General features: G+C 71.3%; 12 protein-coding genes. 9 read left to right on the forward strand and 3 right to left on the reverse strand.

Annotated elements, in window-relative coordinates; translation table 11 throughout:
• Positions 1–2 precede the first annotated feature (2 nt).
• Positions 3–1,499, reverse strand: coding sequence for an SDR family NAD(P)-dependent oxidoreductase (locus tag ACFVYL_RS32755; RefSeq protein ID WP_389722425.1), 1,497 nt, complete (start codon positions 1,497–1,499; stop codon positions 3–5).
• A 70-nt stretch (positions 1,500–1,569) separates the two neighbouring features.
• Positions 1,570–2,940, reverse strand: a complete 1,371-nt coding sequence (locus ACFVYL_RS32760; RefSeq protein WP_389722427.1) for a wax ester/triacylglycerol synthase family O-acyltransferase — start codon at positions 2,938–2,940, stop codon at positions 1,570–1,572.
• A gap of 551 nt (positions 2,941–3,491) precedes the next feature.
• Between ACFVYL_RS32760 and ACFVYL_RS32765 the strand changes: the two genes are divergently transcribed.
• From ACFVYL_RS32765 to ACFVYL_RS32780, 4 genes are all read left to right on the forward strand, one after another.
• Positions 3,492–3,719 carry a type A2 lantipeptide gene (locus ACFVYL_RS32765; protein ID WP_389722429.1) on the forward strand — a complete coding sequence of 76 codons (228 nt, stop codon included), beginning with the start codon at positions 3,492–3,494 and terminating at the stop codon, positions 3,717–3,719.
• 104 nt (positions 3,720–3,823) lie between these two features.
• Positions 3,824–4,630 (forward strand): HlyD family efflux transporter periplasmic adaptor subunit, encoded by an 807-nt coding sequence (locus ACFVYL_RS32770; protein ID WP_389722431.1) that lies wholly within the window; start codon positions 3,824–3,826, stop codon positions 4,628–4,630.
• Entirely contained in the window at positions 4,627–6,912 is a 2,286-nt protein-coding gene (locus ACFVYL_RS32775) for an NHLP family bacteriocin export ABC transporter peptidase/permease/ATPase subunit (protein WP_389722433.1), read from the forward strand. Before ACFVYL_RS32770 ends, ACFVYL_RS32775 begins: the two co-directional genes overlap by 4 nt.
• A 1-nt stretch (position 6,913) precedes the next feature.
• Complete coding sequence (locus ACFVYL_RS32780) at positions 6,914–9,772, forward strand: NHLP bacteriocin export ABC transporter permease/ATPase subunit (protein WP_389722435.1); 2,859 nt, start codon at positions 6,914–6,916, stop codon at positions 9,770–9,772.
• A 17-nt stretch (positions 9,773–9,789) separates the two neighbouring features.
• On the opposite strand, the gene ACFVYL_RS32785 is transcribed toward ACFVYL_RS32780, so the two are convergent.
• Entirely contained in the window at positions 9,790–12,447 is a 2,658-nt protein-coding gene (locus ACFVYL_RS32785) for a PA14 domain-containing protein (RefSeq protein WP_389722437.1), read from the reverse strand.
• A 173-nt stretch (positions 12,448–12,620) separates the two neighbouring features.
• Here ACFVYL_RS32785 and ACFVYL_RS32790 point away from each other — a divergent pair, with 173 nt between their 5' ends.
• From ACFVYL_RS32790 to ACFVYL_RS32810, 5 genes are all read left to right on the forward strand, one after another.
• On the forward strand, positions 12,621–13,634 hold the full coding sequence (locus ACFVYL_RS32790; protein WP_389722439.1) for a LacI family DNA-binding transcriptional regulator: 1,014 nt from the start codon (positions 12,621–12,623) through the stop codon (positions 13,632–13,634).
• A gap of 168 nt (positions 13,635–13,802) precedes the next feature.
• The gene (locus ACFVYL_RS32795; RefSeq protein WP_389722441.1) at positions 13,803–14,906 is read left to right on the forward strand and encodes an ABC transporter substrate-binding protein; all 1,104 of its coding nucleotides are present in this window, start codon (positions 13,803–13,805) and stop codon (positions 14,904–14,906) included.
• 1 nt (position 14,907) lies between these two features.
• A complete protein-coding gene (locus tag ACFVYL_RS32800) occupies positions 14,908–16,431 on the forward strand; it encodes a sugar ABC transporter ATP-binding protein (protein WP_389722443.1) in 1,524 nt (507 codons plus the stop codon).
• A 16-nt stretch (positions 16,432–16,447) separates the two neighbouring features.
• Positions 16,448–17,425, forward strand: coding sequence for an ABC transporter permease (locus ACFVYL_RS32805; RefSeq protein ID WP_389722469.1), 978 nt, complete (start codon positions 16,448–16,450; stop codon positions 17,423–17,425).
• Positions 17,422–18,450 carry an ABC transporter permease gene (locus ACFVYL_RS32810; protein ID WP_389722445.1) on the forward strand — a complete coding sequence of 343 codons (1,029 nt, stop codon included), beginning with the start codon at positions 17,422–17,424 and terminating at the stop codon, positions 18,448–18,450. Before ACFVYL_RS32805 ends, ACFVYL_RS32810 begins: the two co-directional genes overlap by 4 nt.
• The last annotated feature ends 30 nt before the right edge of the window (positions 18,451–18,480 follow it).

Genomic DNA, 18,480 nt, shown 5'->3' on the forward strand with positions numbered 1-18,480 from the left:
TGCTACCACTTGCCGGGCTCGTAGTCCTTCAGGAAGACGCCGTACACGTCGTCGCCCGACTCGCCGCGCACGACCGGGTCGTAGACGCGGGCGGCGCCGTCGATCAGGTCGAGCGGGGCGTGGAAGCCCTCCTCGGCGAGGCGCAGCTTGTCGTAGTGCGGGCGCTCGTCGGTGATCCAGCCGGTGTCGACCGAGGTCATGAGGATGCCGTCGGTCTGGAACATCTCCTGGGCGCTGGTCCGCGTCACCATGTTCATCGCGGCCTTCGCGGCGTTCGTGTTCGGGTGGCCCGCACCCTTGTAGCCGCGGCCGAAGACGCCCTCCATCGCCGAGACGTTGACGATGTGGGCGCGGCCGCTCGGCGCCTTCTTCGCGGCGTCGGCCATCGCCCGGCGCAACGCGCTGATCAGGATGAACGGCGAGGTGTAGTTGCACAGTTGGGTCTCGAGGAGCTCCACGGGGGAGATCTGCTCGATGGTCTGCACCCAGGTGTTGCTGTCCACGACGTCCGGGACCAGACCGCCCGCGTCGATGGCGGTGCCGTCGAGGTGCCGGGCGACACTGGCGTTGCCCGCGACGAGGGCGAGGTCGGCGACCTGCTGCGCGTCCAGGCCACTGGTGCCGACGGGCAGCGCGGCAAGGCCGTCCACCGCGCCGGAGTTGAAGGCGCCGATGACGGAGTGGGCGGGCAGCTCTCCGGCGGGCAGCGGCGCGCTCTCGCCGTCGACCAGGGCGGCGTAGGCGGACGGCAGGCGGCGCACGGTCTGCGTCGCGTTGTTGATCAGGATGTCGAGCGGTCCCGCCGCGGCGACCCGCTCGGCAAGGGCGACGGACTGGGCCGGGTCGCGCAGGTCGATGCCGACGACCTCCAGGCGGTGCAGCCACTCCGCCGAGTCGTCCATCGCCTTGAAGCGGCGGATGGCGTCCTTGGGGAACCGGGTCGTGATCGTCGTGTGGGCGCCGTCGCGGAGGAGGCGCAGCGCGATGTACATGCCGATCTTGGCGCGGCCGCCGGTGAGCAGGGCGCGCTTGCCGGTGAGGTCGGCGCGGGCGTCGCGCTTGGTCCGGTTCAGGCGGGCGCAGTCGGGACAGAGCTGGTGGTAGAAGTAGTCGACTTCCACGTACCGGGTCTTGCAGGTGTAGCAGGAGCGCGGGCGCTGGAGTATCCCCGCGATCCGGCCCTCCTCCGTCTGCGAGGAGGGCAGCAGGCCCTCGGTCTCGTCGTCGATGCGCTGGGCGGAGCCGGTGGCGGTGGCCTCGGTGACGGCCTTGTCGTGGGCGGTCTTGGCGGCGCGGCGCTCCTGGCGGCGGCGCTGCTTCACCGTCCGGTAGATCCCGGCCGTGGCCCGGCGCACGGCGATCGCGTCCGGGTGGTCGACGTCGAGTTTGTCGAGCTCGTCGAGCACGCTGAGGCAGACGGCGAGACGGTCCGGGTCGATGCCGGGTCCGTACGCCGCGTACTCGACGGGGCCCTCGTGGCCTTCGTCTGTCACCGTCATCGCCGCTGTCCTCGTGTCATTCCGTGCCACGGCGCATCTGGTCGTCCGCGGAAGCTCCAAAAGAGGGAGTTTACGTAGCGGCGGGCCCGGTCACCAAACCCGCCTCCCGTGCGCACACCGCCACGAGGCCGTCGAGCTCGTCCCGCAGGCTCCGAGCGAGCAGCTCCAGGTCGGGCACGGCGGCGGCGTCCGCGATCAGGCCGTAGTGCACCCGTCCCTTGTATGTGGAGACGGCGACGGCGAGCGACTGCCCCTGGGCGAGCGGCGCGAAGGGGTAGACCTCGGCCAGTCGGCAGCCGCCGAGCCGCAGTCCGATGTCGGGCAGCGGGACGCTGGTGACGAGGATGTCGAAGAGCAGCCGGGCGGCCTGGGCGACGACGGGGCCGCCGATGCGGTGCCCGAGCGCCGGGACGTGCTCGGCGAGCAGCGCCACGGCGCCCGCGCCCCGCTCGGGACCCGCCTCTTTGTTGCGGTCCATGGCGGTGCGCACGCTGCGGAGCCTGACCAGCGGGTCCTCGTGACCGACGGGGAGGCGCACCAGATATCCGGAGAGCCGGTTCCCCGGGGGCTGTGCGGTGCGCGGGCGGCGGCGCGAGACGGGGATCAGGGCGCGCGGCTCGACTCCCTCACTGCAGTCGCCGCGCTCGTCGAGCCAGCGGCGCAGGGCGCCCGCGACCACGGCGATCAGTACGTCGTTGACGGTGCCGCCCACGGCCTTGCGCACCTGGTGCACGTCGTCCAGGTCGAGGACGACGCCCGCGGCGCGGCGGGTGCCGGTCGCGGTGGAGGTGAGCGCGGCGCAGGAGCGTACGCCCAGGGTGGCGCGGGCGAGGGAGGTGCCGATGCCGAGGGCCTGCCCCGCCGCGGCGGCGGTGCCCCTCAGGCGTCTCGGCAGGGTGCGGGGGTCCAGGGCGGACCACGGCGAGGGGGTGGGGGCCGGGGGCCGCTCGCGGGAGGCGGGCAGGTCTACGGGGTCGAGGAGGGCGGCGCCGAGCGTCAGCGCGCGCAGCCCGTCGGCGAGGGCGTGGTGGAACTTGAAGAGGACCGCGAAGGACGTGCCGTCCGCGCCGGGCAGCACGTGGGCCTCCCAGGGCGGCCGCCCACGCTCCACCGGTCGCCGCATGAGCTCGCCCGCCGCGGCCTGGAAGTCCGCCGCGGGCGCCGCGAGCCGGACGTGCTCCAGCGGGTCGAACGCGGGCATCGGGACGCGTATCGCGCCGCCGACGGGCAGCCAGACGGGACGTATCCGCGTGCGTAGGCCGGGCACGGCGGTCGCGCGGGCCGCGAGGAGCTCGGCGGCCCGGTCCGCCGCGTCGGGTCCGTCGGCCTCGAAGACGCCGAGTGCGCCCAGATGCATGGGGTGTGCGGCGGTCTCGATGTTCCAGAAGGCCAGATCGAGAGGGACGAGCAGGTCAGAGCTCTGAACAGACGATGAAGTCACGGACTCGCTCTCGCGTCGAGGACGATGCGGGGGATGACGATGCGGGGGATGACGAACGTGAAGTCAATCGTTCCGGGCAACTACGGTCAAGTACGGCCAAGTTACACAGCGTTAACAGCTGGCCGGTCTGCGGCAGGCCTGCGGCAGGTCTGCCCCCCGATGTCCCCTTCGGTCACGAATGGACCCGCCTTCGATAAACCTGCACATCGAATGCGCAGTCCGGTCACGCTATTCGTTGCGCACGCCCCGCGAATTTCCATGCAGAGTGCATCTGACGGGTACTTCGGCCGCAGAGTGTCCGATTTGTTGGAGGGAATCGCAGCACGCCCCCGATTTCCTTCTGTGAATCTTGTGAAGGAGCTGCCATCACGCGGTGAACCTGCCTGCACGCAGCGGTGATGCACCTCCCCAACCTCGGCGGACGGTCACTTCGCCGATTGGATGTCCGAGCTGCGAACGTGCTTTGATCCTGGCCGACGCGGAATTCACATCCCAGGTTCCGCGGAGTTGGAAACACCTTTGCAACATTCATGAGAAGGGCAGCTCACGCCATGAACAACGTCCCCCAGGTCGAGACCCTCGAAATTTCCGACGCCGACCTCGACAACGTCTCCGGTGGCCTCTCCGCCAACGCCGTCGGCACCGTGACCGGCGCCGTCGACTCGATCGCCCCGGTCTCCTCCACCGTCGGCACGGCCGTCGGCCTCGTCGAGGACACCACCGGCCTGAACACGGCCCCCATCGCGGGCCTGGCCACCAGCACGGTCGCCGGTCTCTGAGTCTCGACCTCACTGAGACACCTGAGACACCATTGATCCGTGAGCCCCGGAACATCCAGTTCCGGGGCTCACGGACGCCGTAGGCACAGTAAGGGAAGCGCTCCGTGCAGTTCCGCCAACAGGCCCTGTCCAAACTGCAGTCGCCCGAGGAACTGGACCTGCCGGTGCGCTACGCCCGCCCCCAGGGCCTGCTCGTCCTCGCCGTCACCCTCGTCGTCATGGCCGCCGCGGGCGTCTGGGCCGTGACCGGCTCGGTCTCCGCCACGCTCCGCGCGCCCGGAATCCTCACGCACGGCCAGGGCAGTTACGTCCTGCAGAGTCCCGTCACCGGCCAGGTGACCCGTGTTCTGGCCGAGGAGGGCAAGCGCCTCACCGCGGGCGCTCCCGTGCTCAAAGTCCGTACGGAGCAGGGCGACAAGGTCGTGCGCGCGATCGCCGCGGGGCGCGTGAGCTCGCTCGTCGCCAGGATCGGCACGGTCGTCACCACCGGCGCCGACGTCGCGACCGTCGAACGCGTCGCGGGCACCGGCGACCCGCTCCTCGCGATGCTCTACGTACCCGCCGACAGCGCGGCAACCGTCCCCGTCGGCGCGTCGGTGGATCTCACCGTCCAGTCCGTGCCCACCGCGGAGTACGGAACGCTGCGCGGCCGCGTGAAGGCGATCGGCCGGGCCGCACAGTCCCGGCAGAAGATCACCGGCTTCCTCGGCGACAAGGAGCTGGCCGGACGGTTCACGAAGGACGGCCCTCCCGTGGCCGTCCTCGTCCAACTGGAGAAGTCGTCCGCCACCAAGTCCGGCTACGCGTGGTCGACCGCCGGCGGCCCGCCCTTCGCGCTCGACTCCATGACGCCGACCGCCGGCGCCTTCCACCTCGCCGAGCAGCACCCGATCGATTGGCTGCTTCCGTGACCGCACCGCACCCCTCCCCTGCGCACCAGCAGCAACTGCCGCCGCCCGGCGGCCGCCGCAGGCACCGCCCCGAGCCGCCGCAGCGCGGCCGCCGCAGGGCGGCGCCGCGCCCCGCGTCCAAGGGCAGGCGGCCCGGCACCGTCCGCACGCCCACCGTCCTGCAGATGGAGGCCGTGGAGTGCGGCGCCGCCGCCCTCGCCATGGTCCTCGCCCACCACGGCCGGCACGTCCCCCTGGAGGAGCTGCGCATCGCGTGCGGCGTCTCCCGCGACGGCTCACGGGCCAGCAACGTCCTCAAGGCGGCCCGCGGTTACGGCCTCACGGCCAAGGGCATGCAGATGGAACCGGCCGCGCTCGCCGAGGTCGAGGCGCCCGCGATCCTCTTCTGGGAGTTCAACCACTACGTCGTGTACGACGGCATGGGGCGCCGCCTCGGCCGCCGGGGCGTGTACATCAACGACCCGGACAAGGGCCGCCGCTTCGTGCCGTCGGAGGACTTCGACACCAGCTTCACCGGGGTCGTCCTGGTCCTCGAACCGGGTGCGGACTTCCGTCCGGGCGGCCGCAGGCCCGGCGTTCTGAAGGCGCTGCCCGCGCGGCTGCGCGGCACCACCGGCACGATGTTCGCCGCGCTCCTGGCCAGCCTGCTGCTCGTCGCGGTCGGCGCCGCGCTGCCCGCGCTCAGCCGGACGTACATCGATCTCTTCCTGGTCGGTCACCAGACCTCGCTCCTGGGCGCGCTGTTCGCCTCGATGGGTGCGATGGTCGCGCTCACCGTGGTCCTTACCTGGCTCCAGCAGGCGAACCTGCTGCGCGGCCGCATCATCTCCTCCACCCTCGGCAGCGCCCGCTTCCTGCGCCATCTGCTGCGCCTGCCCGTCACGTTCTACGCCCAGCGCTCCCCCGCCGACCTCGTGCAGCGCCTCGCCTCCAACGACGCCGTCGCCGAGACACTGGCCCGCGACCTCACGGCCGCCGGGGTCGACGGCGTCGTCGTCCTCCTCTACGCGGCCCTGCTGTGGACCTACGATCCAGAGCTCACCCTCGTCGGCGTCGGCATCGCGCTGATGAACATCGTGGCGATGCGTATCGTCATCCGGCTGCGGGCCATCGGCACCCAGAAGCTGCGCGCCGACAGCGCCAAGCTCACCAACACCTCGTACACCGGCCTGCAGTTGATCGAGACCATGAAGGCCACCGGCGGTGAGAACGGCTACTTCCGGCGCTGGGCCGGCCAGCACGCCACCACCCTGGAGGAGCAGCAGCGCCTCGGCGTCCCGAGCGCCTGGCTCGGGGTCGTCGCGCCGACGCTCGCGACCCTCAACAGCGCGTTGATCCTGTGGATCGGCGGGCTGCGCGCGGTGGAGGGGCATCTGTCGATCGGACTCCTCGTGGCCTTCCAGGCACTGGTGACCCGCTTCACCGCGCCGATCACCCGCCTCAACGGTGTCGCGGGCCGCATCCAGGACTTCGCCGCCGACGTCGCACGCCTGAAAGACGTCGAGAACTTCCCCGTCGACGCGCTCTACTCCCGCCCCGAACCGGCGGCCAGCACGCGCCGCCTCACCGGCCACGTCACCCTCGACGACATCACCTTCGGCTACAGCCCCCTCGACAAACCGCTCCTGACCGGCTTCTCCCTGTCGGTCGGGCCGGGGCAGCAGGTGGCGCTCGTCGGCGGCTCCGGCAGCGGCAAGTCGACCGTGTCCCGGCTGATCTCCGGCCTCTACAGCCCGTGGGAGGGCACGATCCGCATCGACGGGCAGCGTCTGGAGGACATCCCGCGCGGCGCGCTCTGCGCCTCGGTCTCCTTCGTGGACCAGGACGTCTTCCTCTTCGAGGGCACCATCCGCGACAACATCGCCCTGTGGGACCCCTCCATCCCCGACGACGCCGTCGTCACCGCCCTCAAGGACGCCTGCCTGTACGACATCGTGGCCCGCAGGCCCGGCGGCATCCACGGCCGGGTCGAGCAGGACGGGCGGAACTTCTCCGGCGGGCAGCGCCAGCGCCTGGAGATCGCCCGGGCCCTGGTCCGCCGGCCGAGCATCCTCGTGCTCGACGAGGTGACCAGCGCCCTGGACGCGGAGACCGAGCAGGTCATCATCGACAACCTGCGGCGCCGCGGCTGCGCCTGTGTCGTCATCGCACACCGCCTGAGCACCGTGCGCGACAGCGACGAGATCGTCGTGCTCGACCACGGCAAGGTCGTGGAGCGCGGGCGCCACGAACACCTCGTCGCCGCCGGTGGCCCCTACGCCGACCTGGTCAAGGAGCACTGAGGTGACGTCGGTACCCGAGCAGCACACCCCGTACGCGCACGACGCGGTCGGCGCCGCCTTCGGCGCGCTCGGCACCCCCGTCGACTGCACGGGTCTGCGCAGCGTGCACCTGGAGGGCCCGCAGGTGCTGTGGCTCGTCGTGGCCGGCGCCCTCGACCTCTTCGCGGTGGACGCCGTGCAGCAGGGCCACTGGCACTACCTCGGCCGCCTCGAACCGGGCTCGCTGCTCCTCGGCCCGGTCGAAGGGCCCCAGCACACCCTCGTCGGCCGCCCCCTCCAGGGCTGCGAGCTGCGCCGCGTCCCGCTGCGCGAGCTCTACCGGCCCGACTACGGCGACACGTGGTCGTACGAACAGCAGTACCCCTCCCAGTACGACACGCAGGACGCGTCCCTGAGCCTCCTGGAGCACGCGTTCGCGCTCGGCATCGGGCGCGGCCACCGGGTCCTCTTCGAGGCGCCCCTCGACGGCCGCACCATGGGTGACGACGTGGTGGCCGACGACGACATCCTCTGGATGCCGGTGGCGCCGGGCAGCGTGCAGTACGGGTCCGCCTACAGCGCGGAGGCCACCGGCGACCTGCTCGTCGACGCCGCGATGTGGCAGCGGATGGTCAATCAGCAGTACCGGCTGCTCGCCACCCTCGACCGCTGGATCGAACGCCTGGAGCGGGCCCACGAGGACCGTACGGCGGCCGGGATCAAGGCGGGTGAGAACGTCCGCGAACAGGCCGACCGGACGCTGATCGCCTCCATCGGCCGTGCGGGCAGGGGCGGTTCGCGCCGCGCCGGGTCCCGCGACGGGCACGACGCGACGTACGCCGCCTGCCGGCTGGTCGCCGATGCGGCGGGCATCACGCTGTCCGGTGCCGCGCAGGGCGGCGCGGTGAGCGACCGGATCGACCCGGTGGAGCAGGTCGCGGTGGCCTCGGGGATCCGCACCCGTGCCGTCCGCCTCGACGGCCGCTGGTGGCGCGAGAACGCGGGTCCGCTGGTCGGGCACCGTACGGCCAGCGGCACACCGGTCGCCCTGCTGTGGCGGCGCGGCGGCTACGAGTCGGTGCACCCCACGTCCGGACGGCGCGCCCGCGTCGACGCGTCCAACGCCGACGAGTTCGAGCCGCAGGGTGTGATGTTCTACCGGCCGCTGCCGGACCGGCCCCTGACGCCGTGGCGGCTGTTCCGCTTCAGTCTGCGCGGCACCGGCGCCGACGTGCGCAACCTCGTGCTCGCCGGTCTGGTAACGGTCGCGATCGGCGCGCTCGTGCCCGTCGCCACGGGCCAGGTGCTCGGTGTGTTCGTGCCGAACGCCGAGACGGGCCTCATCGTCCAGGTCTCCCTGGCCGTCATGATCACCAGTATCGTCTCCGCGGCCTTCATGCTCCTGCAGAACCTCACCGTCCTGCGCATGGAGGGCCGCATGGAGAGCACCCTCCAGCCGGCGGTCTGGGACCGGCTGCTGCGGCTGCCCACCCGCTTCTTCGCCACCCGCTCCACCGGCGAGCTGGCGAGCGCGGCGATGGGCGTCAGCGCGATCCGCCGGGTCCTCTCGGGGATCGGCCCCGTCACCCTGCAGGCCGGTTCGGTCGGCGCGATGAATGTGGTCCTGCTGCTGCTCTACAGCGTCCCTCTGGCCCTGGCCGCCCTGGCGATGCTGGCCGTCATCGCCGCCGTGTTCCTCACCCTCGGGCTGTGGGAACTGCGCTGGCAGCGGCGCCTGGTGGAGCTCGGCAACAGACTCAACAACCAGGCGTTCCAGACTCTGCGGGGGCTGCCGAAACTCCGCGTCGCCGGCGCGGAGAGCTTCGCGTACGCCGCCTGGGCGGGGGAGTTCGCACGCAGCCGTGAGCTGCAGCGGCGGGCGGGCCGCATCAAGAACGTCACGACGGTCCTGAACTCCGTCTATCTGCCGCTCTGCACGCTCATCATGTTCGTGCTGCTCGCGGGCCCGGCCCGGGGCAGCCTGACCGCGGGCGAGTTTCTCACCTTCAGCACCGCGGTGACGATGCTCCTGACGTCCGTCACGCAGCTCACCGGCGCGCTGCTCTCGGCGGCCGCGGTACTGCCGATGTTCGAGCAGATCAAGCCCGTGCTCGACGAGGCGCCTGAGGTGCGCGCGGGGAGCACGCAGCCGGGCGAGCTGCGGGGCGGGATCGAGGCGCGCCGACTGTCCTTCCGCTACGCCGAGGACGGGCCGCTGGTCCTCGACGACGTGTCGCTCGCGATCCGGCCGGGCGAGTTCGTGGCCGTCGTCGGACCGAGCGGCTGCGGCAAGTCGACGCTCCTGCGCCTCCTGATCGGCTTCGACGAGCCGGTCTCGGGCAGCGTGCTCTACGACGGCCAGGACCTGTCGGCCCTCGACCAGTCGGCGGTGCGCCGCCAGTGCGGCGTGGTCCTGCAGAATGCCCAGCCGCTCACCGGCTCGATCCTCGACTGCATCTGCGGCGCCGAGTCGTTCACGCAGGAGGAGGCGTGGGAGGCGGCCGCGATGGCCGGGCTCGCCGAGGACATCAAGCGCATGCCGATGGGGCTGCACACGATGATCTCCGGCGGCGGCGCGGTCTCCGGCGGCCAGCGCCAGCGTCTGATGATCGCCCAGGCCCTGATCCGCCGCCCCCGCGTCCTCTTCTTCGACGAGGCGACCAGCGCCCTAGACAACGAGACGCAGCGCACGGTCATCGACAGCACCCGGGCCCTGAATGCCACCCGCGTCGTGATCGCCCACCGGCTCTCCACCGTCATGGACGCCGACCGTGTCGTCGTCATGGCGGAGGGCCGCATCGTGCAACAGGGCCCGCCCGCGCAGCTGTTGGCCGACACGGGCGGGCGCCTGCACGAACTGGTGCGGCGTCAGATGCGGTGAGTTCCTGTCCTTGGGGCTCAGGAGCCGGGGCAGCCCGGCACCGTGGCCTGCGAGGCGTCACGGATCAGCGCTTCGTGCGCCGCCTTCAGCCGCCGCACATCCGGTTTGACGACCTTGCGGTCGTAGGTGAGCAGCCCGTTCAACTCGCCTTCCACATCGGTGATCTGGGTGTAGACGGCGCCGTTGTTCCCCTTGCAGGCGAGGGCGCGCACTTCGTCGAGCTTGGCGATGTAGTCGTCGGTGTACGTCGCCGGGTCCACGTCGACGTAGCTCTGCTGCACGGCCCAGGCGTGCCCGGGCACCGCCAGTCCGAGGCCGCCGTACTCGCCGCTCACCAGGGCCCTTCGGCCGTCGGGGCGTGGCGGCAGGGCCGGACTCGGGTAGCCGTGCTCGTCCATGAGGTCGCCGGTGCCTCCGTCGGCGCCGAGATTGAGCCCCGACATGTTGTTGACCAGGCGTGTGGGGTCCCAGGTCTTGGCCTGTTCGGCGATGCGGCCCACGTCGTACTGGCCCCATCCTTCGTTGAAGGTGACCCACATGACGACCGAGGGGCTGCTCGCGTGCTCGTCGATCATCTGCTTCAGCTCGCGCTCGTACTGGGCGCGGGCCGCGGCGTCCGGGGTGCGCCCGGCCTCCATGGCGGGCATGTCCTGCCAGACGAGCAACCCGAGCTTGTCGGCCCAGTAGAACCAGCGGTCGGGCTCGACCTTGATGTGCTTGCGGACCGAGTTGAAGCCCATCGCCTTGTGCGCCTTCAGGTCGTACGCGAGGGCCTCGTCGCTCGGCGCGGTGTGCAGGCCGTCCGGCCAGAAGCCCTGGTCGAGCGTGGCCATCAGGAAGGCGGGCTTGCCGTTCAGCATGGTGCGCGGGGTGCCGTTCACCTTCTCGACGGCGATGGAGCGCATGCCGAAGTAGCTGGTGAGGCGGTCGTTGCCGACCCGCACCCGCAGGTCGTAGAGGAACGGGTCGTCCGGTGACCACAGCCGCGGGTCGACGATCCTGAGCGTGAGCGGCCGTCCGGTGCGCCCGCTGACCTCGGCGACCTTCTTGTGGCCTTCGTACGCGGCGGCCGTGAACCGCACCCCGTCGCGCACGCCGCGCGCCTCGACGGCGACCCGTTCGCCCCTGACGTCCGGCGTGATCTTGAGGGAGTCCGCGTGGTCGGCGGCCACCGGCTCCATCCACACCGTCTGCCAGATGCCGGAGGACGGGGTGTACCAGATGCCGTTGGGGTCCAGGCGCTGCTTGCCGACGGGCGGGTTGGCGCCGTCGTCCGCGTCGGTCGGGTCGTACACGCCGACGATCAGTTCCTGGGTGCGGCCAGGCTTCAGCGCGTCGGTGATGTCGGCGCTGAACTTGTCGTAGCCGCCCTTGTGCTCGGTGACCTTGCGGCCGTTGACGTACACCTCGGAGTGCCAGTCGACGGCGCCGAAGTTGAGGTTGAGCCGCTTGCCGTCGCCGATCCTCCAGTCCTTGGGGACGGTGAAGGTGCGGCGGTACCACATGCGGTCCTCGTGCCGTTCGATGCCGGAGAGCTGGGACTCGACCGGGTAGGGGACGAGGATCTTCTCCTTGAGTTCCTTCCCGACCGGGGGCTTCTCGCCCGCGTCGGCGGCGGCGAACTGCCAGGAGCCGTTGAGGTTCTGCCAGTTGTCGCGCTTCAGCTGCGGGCGCGGGTACTCGCGGTGCGCGTTGCCGGGCGTGACGTCGTCGGCCCACTTGGTGCGCAGCTCGTACTCGGAGTGGTTGGGCCCGCTGGTCCAGAACTGCCCGACGGCCTTGCCGTCCGCGCCCTTGAGGCCGCCCTTGCCGTCGTAGCGGATGTCGGCGAGGCCGGGGGCGTCGCCGCCCTTCTTGCCGACGACGGGTTCCTTCAGACCGACGAGGAGGCTGCGGTCGTCGGCAGGGTCGGCCTTGACCGTGCCGAGCGGCCACTTGGCGCCGCCGATGACGGCGTCGAGGTGGTCGGTGAGACCGGCGGGCGGTGCGGTGAGCGGCTGGGCGAAGTCGAGCTTGAGGCTGCGGCCGTCCCTCAGCACGGTGGCGTCGATGGCGCCGTCGTAGTCGAAGTCGGCGGGGATGCGCAGGGCGGAGCGCGGGACGGCTTTCTTCTCGCCGCCGGGCTGGGTCCACTTCAGGCGCAGGTTGGAGCCGCCGTAGTGCTCGAAGTACTCGACCTTGATGTCGTAGGCCTTCCCGGCCTCCAACTCGACCGGCCGGGACGTCTGTTCCTTGTCCCAGTCGTCCTGCCAGTGGTCGATGGCGAGCTTGCCGTCGACCCAGAGGCGGAAGCCGTTGTCGCCGATCATCGAGAAAGTGGTGGCGCCGGTCTTCTCGGGCACGATCCGGCCGGTCCAGCGGACGCTGACGTCGTCGGCGCGCCCGGTGGTGGCCTTGAGGCGGGGCTCCAGGTTGCCGAAGTCGATGTTCGGGTCGAGGCCGGTCGCCTTGAGCTGGTCGAAGTCGAAGGCTCCTGGGGCGGATTGGGTGTAGTACTCCCCCTTGAGCCCGTGGATCTCGACGGGGTCGTCGACGGCGGTCGCGGCGGGGACCGAGGTCAGCCCCGCGATGCCGAGGGCCCCTGCGAGCAGCAGGGCGAGGTGTCGGCCGAGTCGTCCGGGGCTTCCGGGGCTTCCGGGGCTTCCGGGGCTTCCGGGATGTCGTCTGATGCGCACGGATCCTCCTTGGTGAGGAAGGGTGGCGGCTCGTCGCTGCAGTCTGTACAACGAATCTGTACAACGTTGGAAGGAACGGCAGTTGGCATGACAGCACGCGCTCCGGCGCGCTGTCCAGGGTCATGACACACGCCTCGAAGGACCGGGGCGGCCACCGACGCAGGGGAGACGCAGTGCGGGTAAGCCTCAAGGACGTCGCGGAGCGCGCGGGCGTCTCCATCAAGACGGTCTCGAACGTGGTGAACAAATATCAGCACGTCACCCCGGCGATGCGGGCCCGCGTGCAGGAGGCCATCGACGAGCTCGGCTACCGGCCCAACCTGACGGCCCGCCACCTCAGGAAGGGCCGCACCGGCATCATCGCGCTCGCCGTCCCCGAGCTCGGCAACCCCTACTTCGCCGAGCTCGCGGGCGCCGTCATCGACGCCGCGGCCGAGCACGATTTCACCGTGCTCCTCGACCACACGCGCGGCGAGCGCGAGCAGGAGGTCCTGGTCAGCCAGGGTTTCCGGGCCCGGGTGATCGACGGCCTGATCCTCAGCCCGATCGAGCTGGAGTCGGAGGACCTGCGGGGGCGCGAGGACGACGTGCCGCTGGTGCTGCTCGGCGAGCGCGAGTACGCCCTGCCCTACGACCACATCGCGATCGACAACGTCGCGGCGAGCCGCACCGCGGTGCGCCACCTCATCGGCCGGGGCCGCACCAACATCGCGTTCCTCGGCGCCCGTACGGACTCCGCCAACCGCCCCGCCCACCTGCGCCTCGCGGGCTGGCGCGAGGAACTGGCGGCGGCCGGGATCGCCGCGCCGGAGAGCCTGGTGGGGCCGGTCGGCGGCTGGGACCGGTGGGACGGGGCGAAGGCCATGGCGCGGATGCTGGACGCGGGCGTGCGGCCCGACGCGGTGTTCGCGTACAACGACCTGGTGGCGATCGGCGCGATGCGGGTGCTGCACGAGCGCGGGCTGCGCGTGCCGTGGGACGTGGCGGTGGTCGGTTTCGACGACATCGCGGAGGGCCAGTTCGGGGCGGTCACGCTCACCACGGTGGCGCCGGACAAGCAGGCCATCGCCCGTCTCGCGGTGGAGTCGCTGCTGCGCAGCCTGGCACATCCGCACGAGCTCGGCGGGCGTGAACTCACCGCGGATTTCCGGCTGGTGGAGCGGGAGAGCACGCTGGGCCGGCGGTGAGAGCCCGTGTCATGTCGCCGGGCCCCCGCGGTGCGGCGAAGAGTGCGCGGAGGGTTTACAGCCCTCTTTCAACGATGTAAAAAGCTCCCCGTACAGCCGAGTTGACCGCAAGTGCCGTCTCTCCCGTGAGCGCTCTCAGTGCCGGGGCCGTGCCGTTTGGGGACTTCCATGAAGCCGACCACACTCCTCAGCCGTACCTCAGCCAGGACCCTTGCCGCCGCCGGCCTCGCCGCGGGCCTCGTCCTCACCGCCGGCTGCGCGAAGTCCGAGGACGACGCGTCCGACGGCGGCAGCGCCTCGTCGCAGGACCAGGGCGACGCCGGGCAGGAGGCGATGTCCACCGGCGGGGGCGGCGGCAAGACCTGCGCGATCGGCGCGTACGGCGGCAAGAAGCTGGACCTGGCCGAGGCGACCGTCGGCTTCTCCCAGTCCGAGAAGGAGGCGAACCCCTTCCGCATCGCGGAGACGGCGTCCATCCGGGCCGAGGCGGAGAAGCGCGGCGTCAAGCTCCTCACCGCCAACGCCCAGTCGCAGTTCTCCAAGCAGATCAGCGATGTCCAGGACCTCATCGCCAAGGGCGCCGACCTCCTCGTCATCGCACCCCTCAACTCCGACGGCTGGGAGCCGGTGCTGCGTGCCGCCGGCGCCAAGCACATCCCGATCGTCACCATCGACCGCAAGATCAACGCGACCGCGTGCAAGGACTACGTGAGCTTCATCGGCTCCGACTTCGTCGAACAGGGCAAGCGGGCCGCGGACCGGATGATCGAGACGACGGGCGGCAAGGGCAAGATCGCGATCCTGCTCGGCGCCGCGGGCAACAACGTCACCACCGAGCGCACCAAGGGCTTCGAGGACCGCATCAAGGAGAAGGCCCCGGAGCTCAAGGTCGTCTTCAAGCAGACCGGCGAGTTCGCGCGCGAGAAGGGCCAGCAGGTCACCGAGCAGCTCATCCAGTCCAAGCCCGACATCACCGGGATCTACGCGGAGAACGACGAGATGGGGCTCGGCGCCGTCAACGCCCTCAAGGGGGCGGGCAAGAAGGCCGGCGCCGTGAAGATCGTGACGATCGACGGCACGAAGGGCGCGGTACGGGGCATCGTCGACGGCTGGATCGACGGCGTCGTCGAGTCCAACCCGCGGTTCGGACCGCTCGCCTTCCAGACCCTTGACACGTTCACCAAGGGCCGGAAGGTGGCGCAGGACATCGTCATCAAGGACAACGCGTACACCGGGAAGAACGCCGAGTCCGACCTCGGCAAGGCCTACTGACATGTTGTCGGTCACCGGCCTGACCAAGACGTTCCCCGGCGTCCGCGCCCTGGACGCGGTCGACTTCACGGCCCGCGCGGGCGAGGTGCACGCCCTGATCGGCGAGAACGGCGCGGGCAAGTCCACGCTCATCAAGGTCCTGACGGGGGTGTACGGGCCGGACGCGGGCGACCTGACGTACGACGGCCGCCCGGCACGGTTCGCCACCCCGCTCGAAGCGCAGCACGCGGGCATCTCCACCATCTACCAGGAGGTCAACCTCGTCCCCCTGATGAGCGTGGCCCGCAACCTGTTCCTCGGCCGGGAGCCGCGCGGACGCCTGGGCCTGATCGACTTCCGGCGGATGCACCGCGAGGCCGACGAGGCCCTGCGGGGCCTCGGCGTCCGTGTCGACGTACGCCGTCCGCTGCGCGAACTCGGCGTCGGCGCCCAGCAGATGGTGGCCCTGGCACGCGCCGTCTCGGTCGACGCGCGCGTGGTGGTGATGGACGAGCCGACGTCCTCCCTCGAACCCCGGGAGGTGCGCACCCTGTTCGGCGTGATCCGCATGCTGCGGGAGCGTGGCATCGCGGTGATCTACGTCAGTCACCGCCTGGACGAGCTGTACGAGGTCTGCGACGCCGTCACCGTGCTGCGCGACGGCAAGGTCGTGCACACCGGCCCCCTTGCCGACCTCGACCGGCTCCGTCTGGTGGCGCTGATGCTGGGCCGGGAGATCGAGACCGTGCAGGACGAGGGGCGCACCCGCTTCACGGGCGACCACCGGGCACAGGCAGAACCTGTGCTGCGGGCAACGGAACTGACGGTCCGCCACCGCCTGCGGGGAGTCTCCGTCACCATCCGGCCCGGCGAGGTGGTCGGCCTCGGCGGTCTGCTCGGTTCGGGGCGCAGCGAGACCGCGAAGGTCATCGCCGGAGCGCTGCCTCCCGACTCCGGGCGGATCGTCCTCGCCGGCGCGCGGATCCGCACCGGCTCCACCCCCGCCGCCATCCGGGCCGGCATCAGCCTGCTCCCGGAGGACCGCAAGGCGGAGGGCATCGTCCCCGGCCTCTCGGTCCGCGAGAACATCGCCCTGGCGGCGCTCCCCCGCCTCTCCCGCTTCGGTCTCGTGCACGAGGACCGCGTCGACGCTGTCGTCGACACCTTCATGAAACGGCTGCGCATCAAGGCGTCGGGACCGCACCAGAAGGTCGGCGAACTCTCCGGCGGCAACCAGCAGAAGGTGCTGCTCGCCCGCTGGCTCGCGATGCACCCGAAGGTCCTCCTCCTCGACGAGCCAACGCGCGGCATCGACGTCGGCGCCAAGGCCGAAGTGCAGGCCCTGATCGACGAGTTGGCGGCGGACGGCCTCGGCGTGCTGCTGATCTCCTCGGACATGGAGGAGCTGATCGAGGGCTCGGACCGGGTCGTCGTCCTCAAGGACGGTGCCGCGGTCGAGGAACTCACCGGCCCCGACGTCACCGAGGACCGTCTGCTCCGCGCCATAGCCACCCCTCGGACCGCTACCGGAGGCCGCGGTGAGTGACCCCTCCCCCACCGCGCTGGCCGTTCCCGCGGGGCCCGGCCCGGACGGCGCCACGGCCCCCCGCGACCGGGAGCGCGCGCTCCGCCTCCTCCAGGACTACGGCGTCTACCTCGGCGTGGCCGTCCTCGTCCTCGTCAACGTCCTGTTCACCCCGCACTTCCTCTCCGGCGAGAACTTCCGCACCCAGGCCGTCCAGGTCGCGCCCGTCCTCGTCGTGGCGCTCGGCATGGCCCTGGCCATCGGCTCCGAGGGCGTCGACCTGTCCGTCGGCTCGGTGATGGCCCTCTCGACCTCCCTGATCTCGCTCTATCTCGGATACGGGATGTGGCTCGCGCTGATCGTGGCGGTGCTCGGCGGCATGGCGGTCGGCGCGGCGAACGGCTCGCTCGTCGCCTTCATCGGCGTCCAGCCCATCGTGGCGACACTCGCCCTGATGGTCGCGGGCCGGGGCCTCGCCCAGGTGCTGCTCCCCCAGCTCAAGGACGTGCGCGACCCGGCCATGGCGTCGCTCGGCTCGGGCGACGTGGCGGGCGTCCCCTACCTGGTGCTGATCGCGGCGGCCCTCGCAATGGCCGTCGCCTTCGTCGTCCGGCGCACCACGTTCGGCCGACAGCTCCTCGCCATCGGCGACAGCCGCCCGGCCGCCCTGCTCGCGGGCCTGCCGGTGCGCCGCGTGCTCATCGTCGTGTACGTCGTCTCCGGCGCCCTCGCCGCGCTCGCCGGTGTCCTCGCGACCGCCCGCCTGAGCGCGAGCGACCCGACGTCGCTCGGCAATCTGATGGAGCTCTCCGCGATCACCGCCGTGGTGGTCGGCGGGACACCGCTGAGCGGCGGGCGCGTCCGGATCGGCGGCACCGTGGCGGGCGCCGTCCTCATCCAGCTGCTCACCGCCACGCTCATCAAGCACGACCTGCCGCCGTCGTGGACGCAGATCGCCCAGGCCGTGGTGATCGTCCTCGCTGTCTACGCGGCACGCGAGAGGGGCAAGCGATGACCACCGACACGAAGACTCCGGCGGACCCCATGAACCAGGCCGTCCAGGAAGAACAGGCCGCCGGACCCTCCCGCGCCGAGCGGCTGAGCGCCCTTGCCCAGCAGCACGGCGCCCTGGTCACGCTGATCATGGCGGTGGCCGCCGCGTCGGTCGGCTTCGACACGTTCCTGACGGGCGACAACCTGCAGAACATGGCCGTGTCCTCCGCGTTCCTCGCGGTGGTCGCGCTCGGCATGACCTTCGTCATCGTCACCGGCGGCATCGACCTGTCGGTCGGCTCGCTGTTCGCCCTCGGCGGGGTGCTCGCCGCCTGGGGCTCGCGGTACGGGACGGCGGCGGCGCTGCTCCTGCCGCTCGCCGTGTGCGGGCTGATCGGCCTGGTCAACGGCCTGCTGATCGCCCGTTCCCGGCTCGCGCCGTTCATCGTGACCCTCGCGGCGATGCTGGGCGCGCGCGGCATCCTCCTGTCGGTCACGGACGAGGGCTCCAAGACCTACCTCGTCGACAAGGACTCGTTCTTCGCCACGCTCGGCCAGGGCAAGGTGCTCGGCGTCGGCGCGCCCGTGTGGATCACCGTCGCCCTGTTCGTCGCGGGCGCGGTCGTGCTGCGCCGCACCCGGTTCGGCCAGTACGTGTACGCGGTCGGCGGCAACGAGGACGCGGCGGCGCTGATGGGCGCCCCCGTGGCCCGTACGAAGATCGCGGTCTACACGGTGTCGGGACTCTGCGCGGGGCTCGCCGGGGCCCTCAACGCGGCCTGGCTGGTCTCCGGGGTGACGATCCTCGGCTCCGGCATGGAGCTGGAGGCGATCTCCGCGGTCGTCATCGGCGGCACGCTGCTCACCGGCGGCTTCGGCTTCATCAGTGGCTCCCTGGTGGGCGTGCTGCTCCTGAAGGTCATCCAGAACGTCATCAACCAGATCGGCTCGCTCGACTCCGCCTACCAGCAGGTGGTCAGCGGCGCCTTCCTGGCGGTGGTGGTGATCGCGCAGACGTGGCTGGGGCGCAGGCGCCGGGTGCTGTGAGCGCGCGGCTCGATGCGACCTCTTCAGCAG

The sequence above is a fragment of the Streptomyces sp. NPDC058308 genome (assembly GCF_042880275.1).
Lineage (GTDB): Bacteria > Actinomycetota > Actinomycetes > Streptomycetales > Streptomycetaceae > Streptomyces.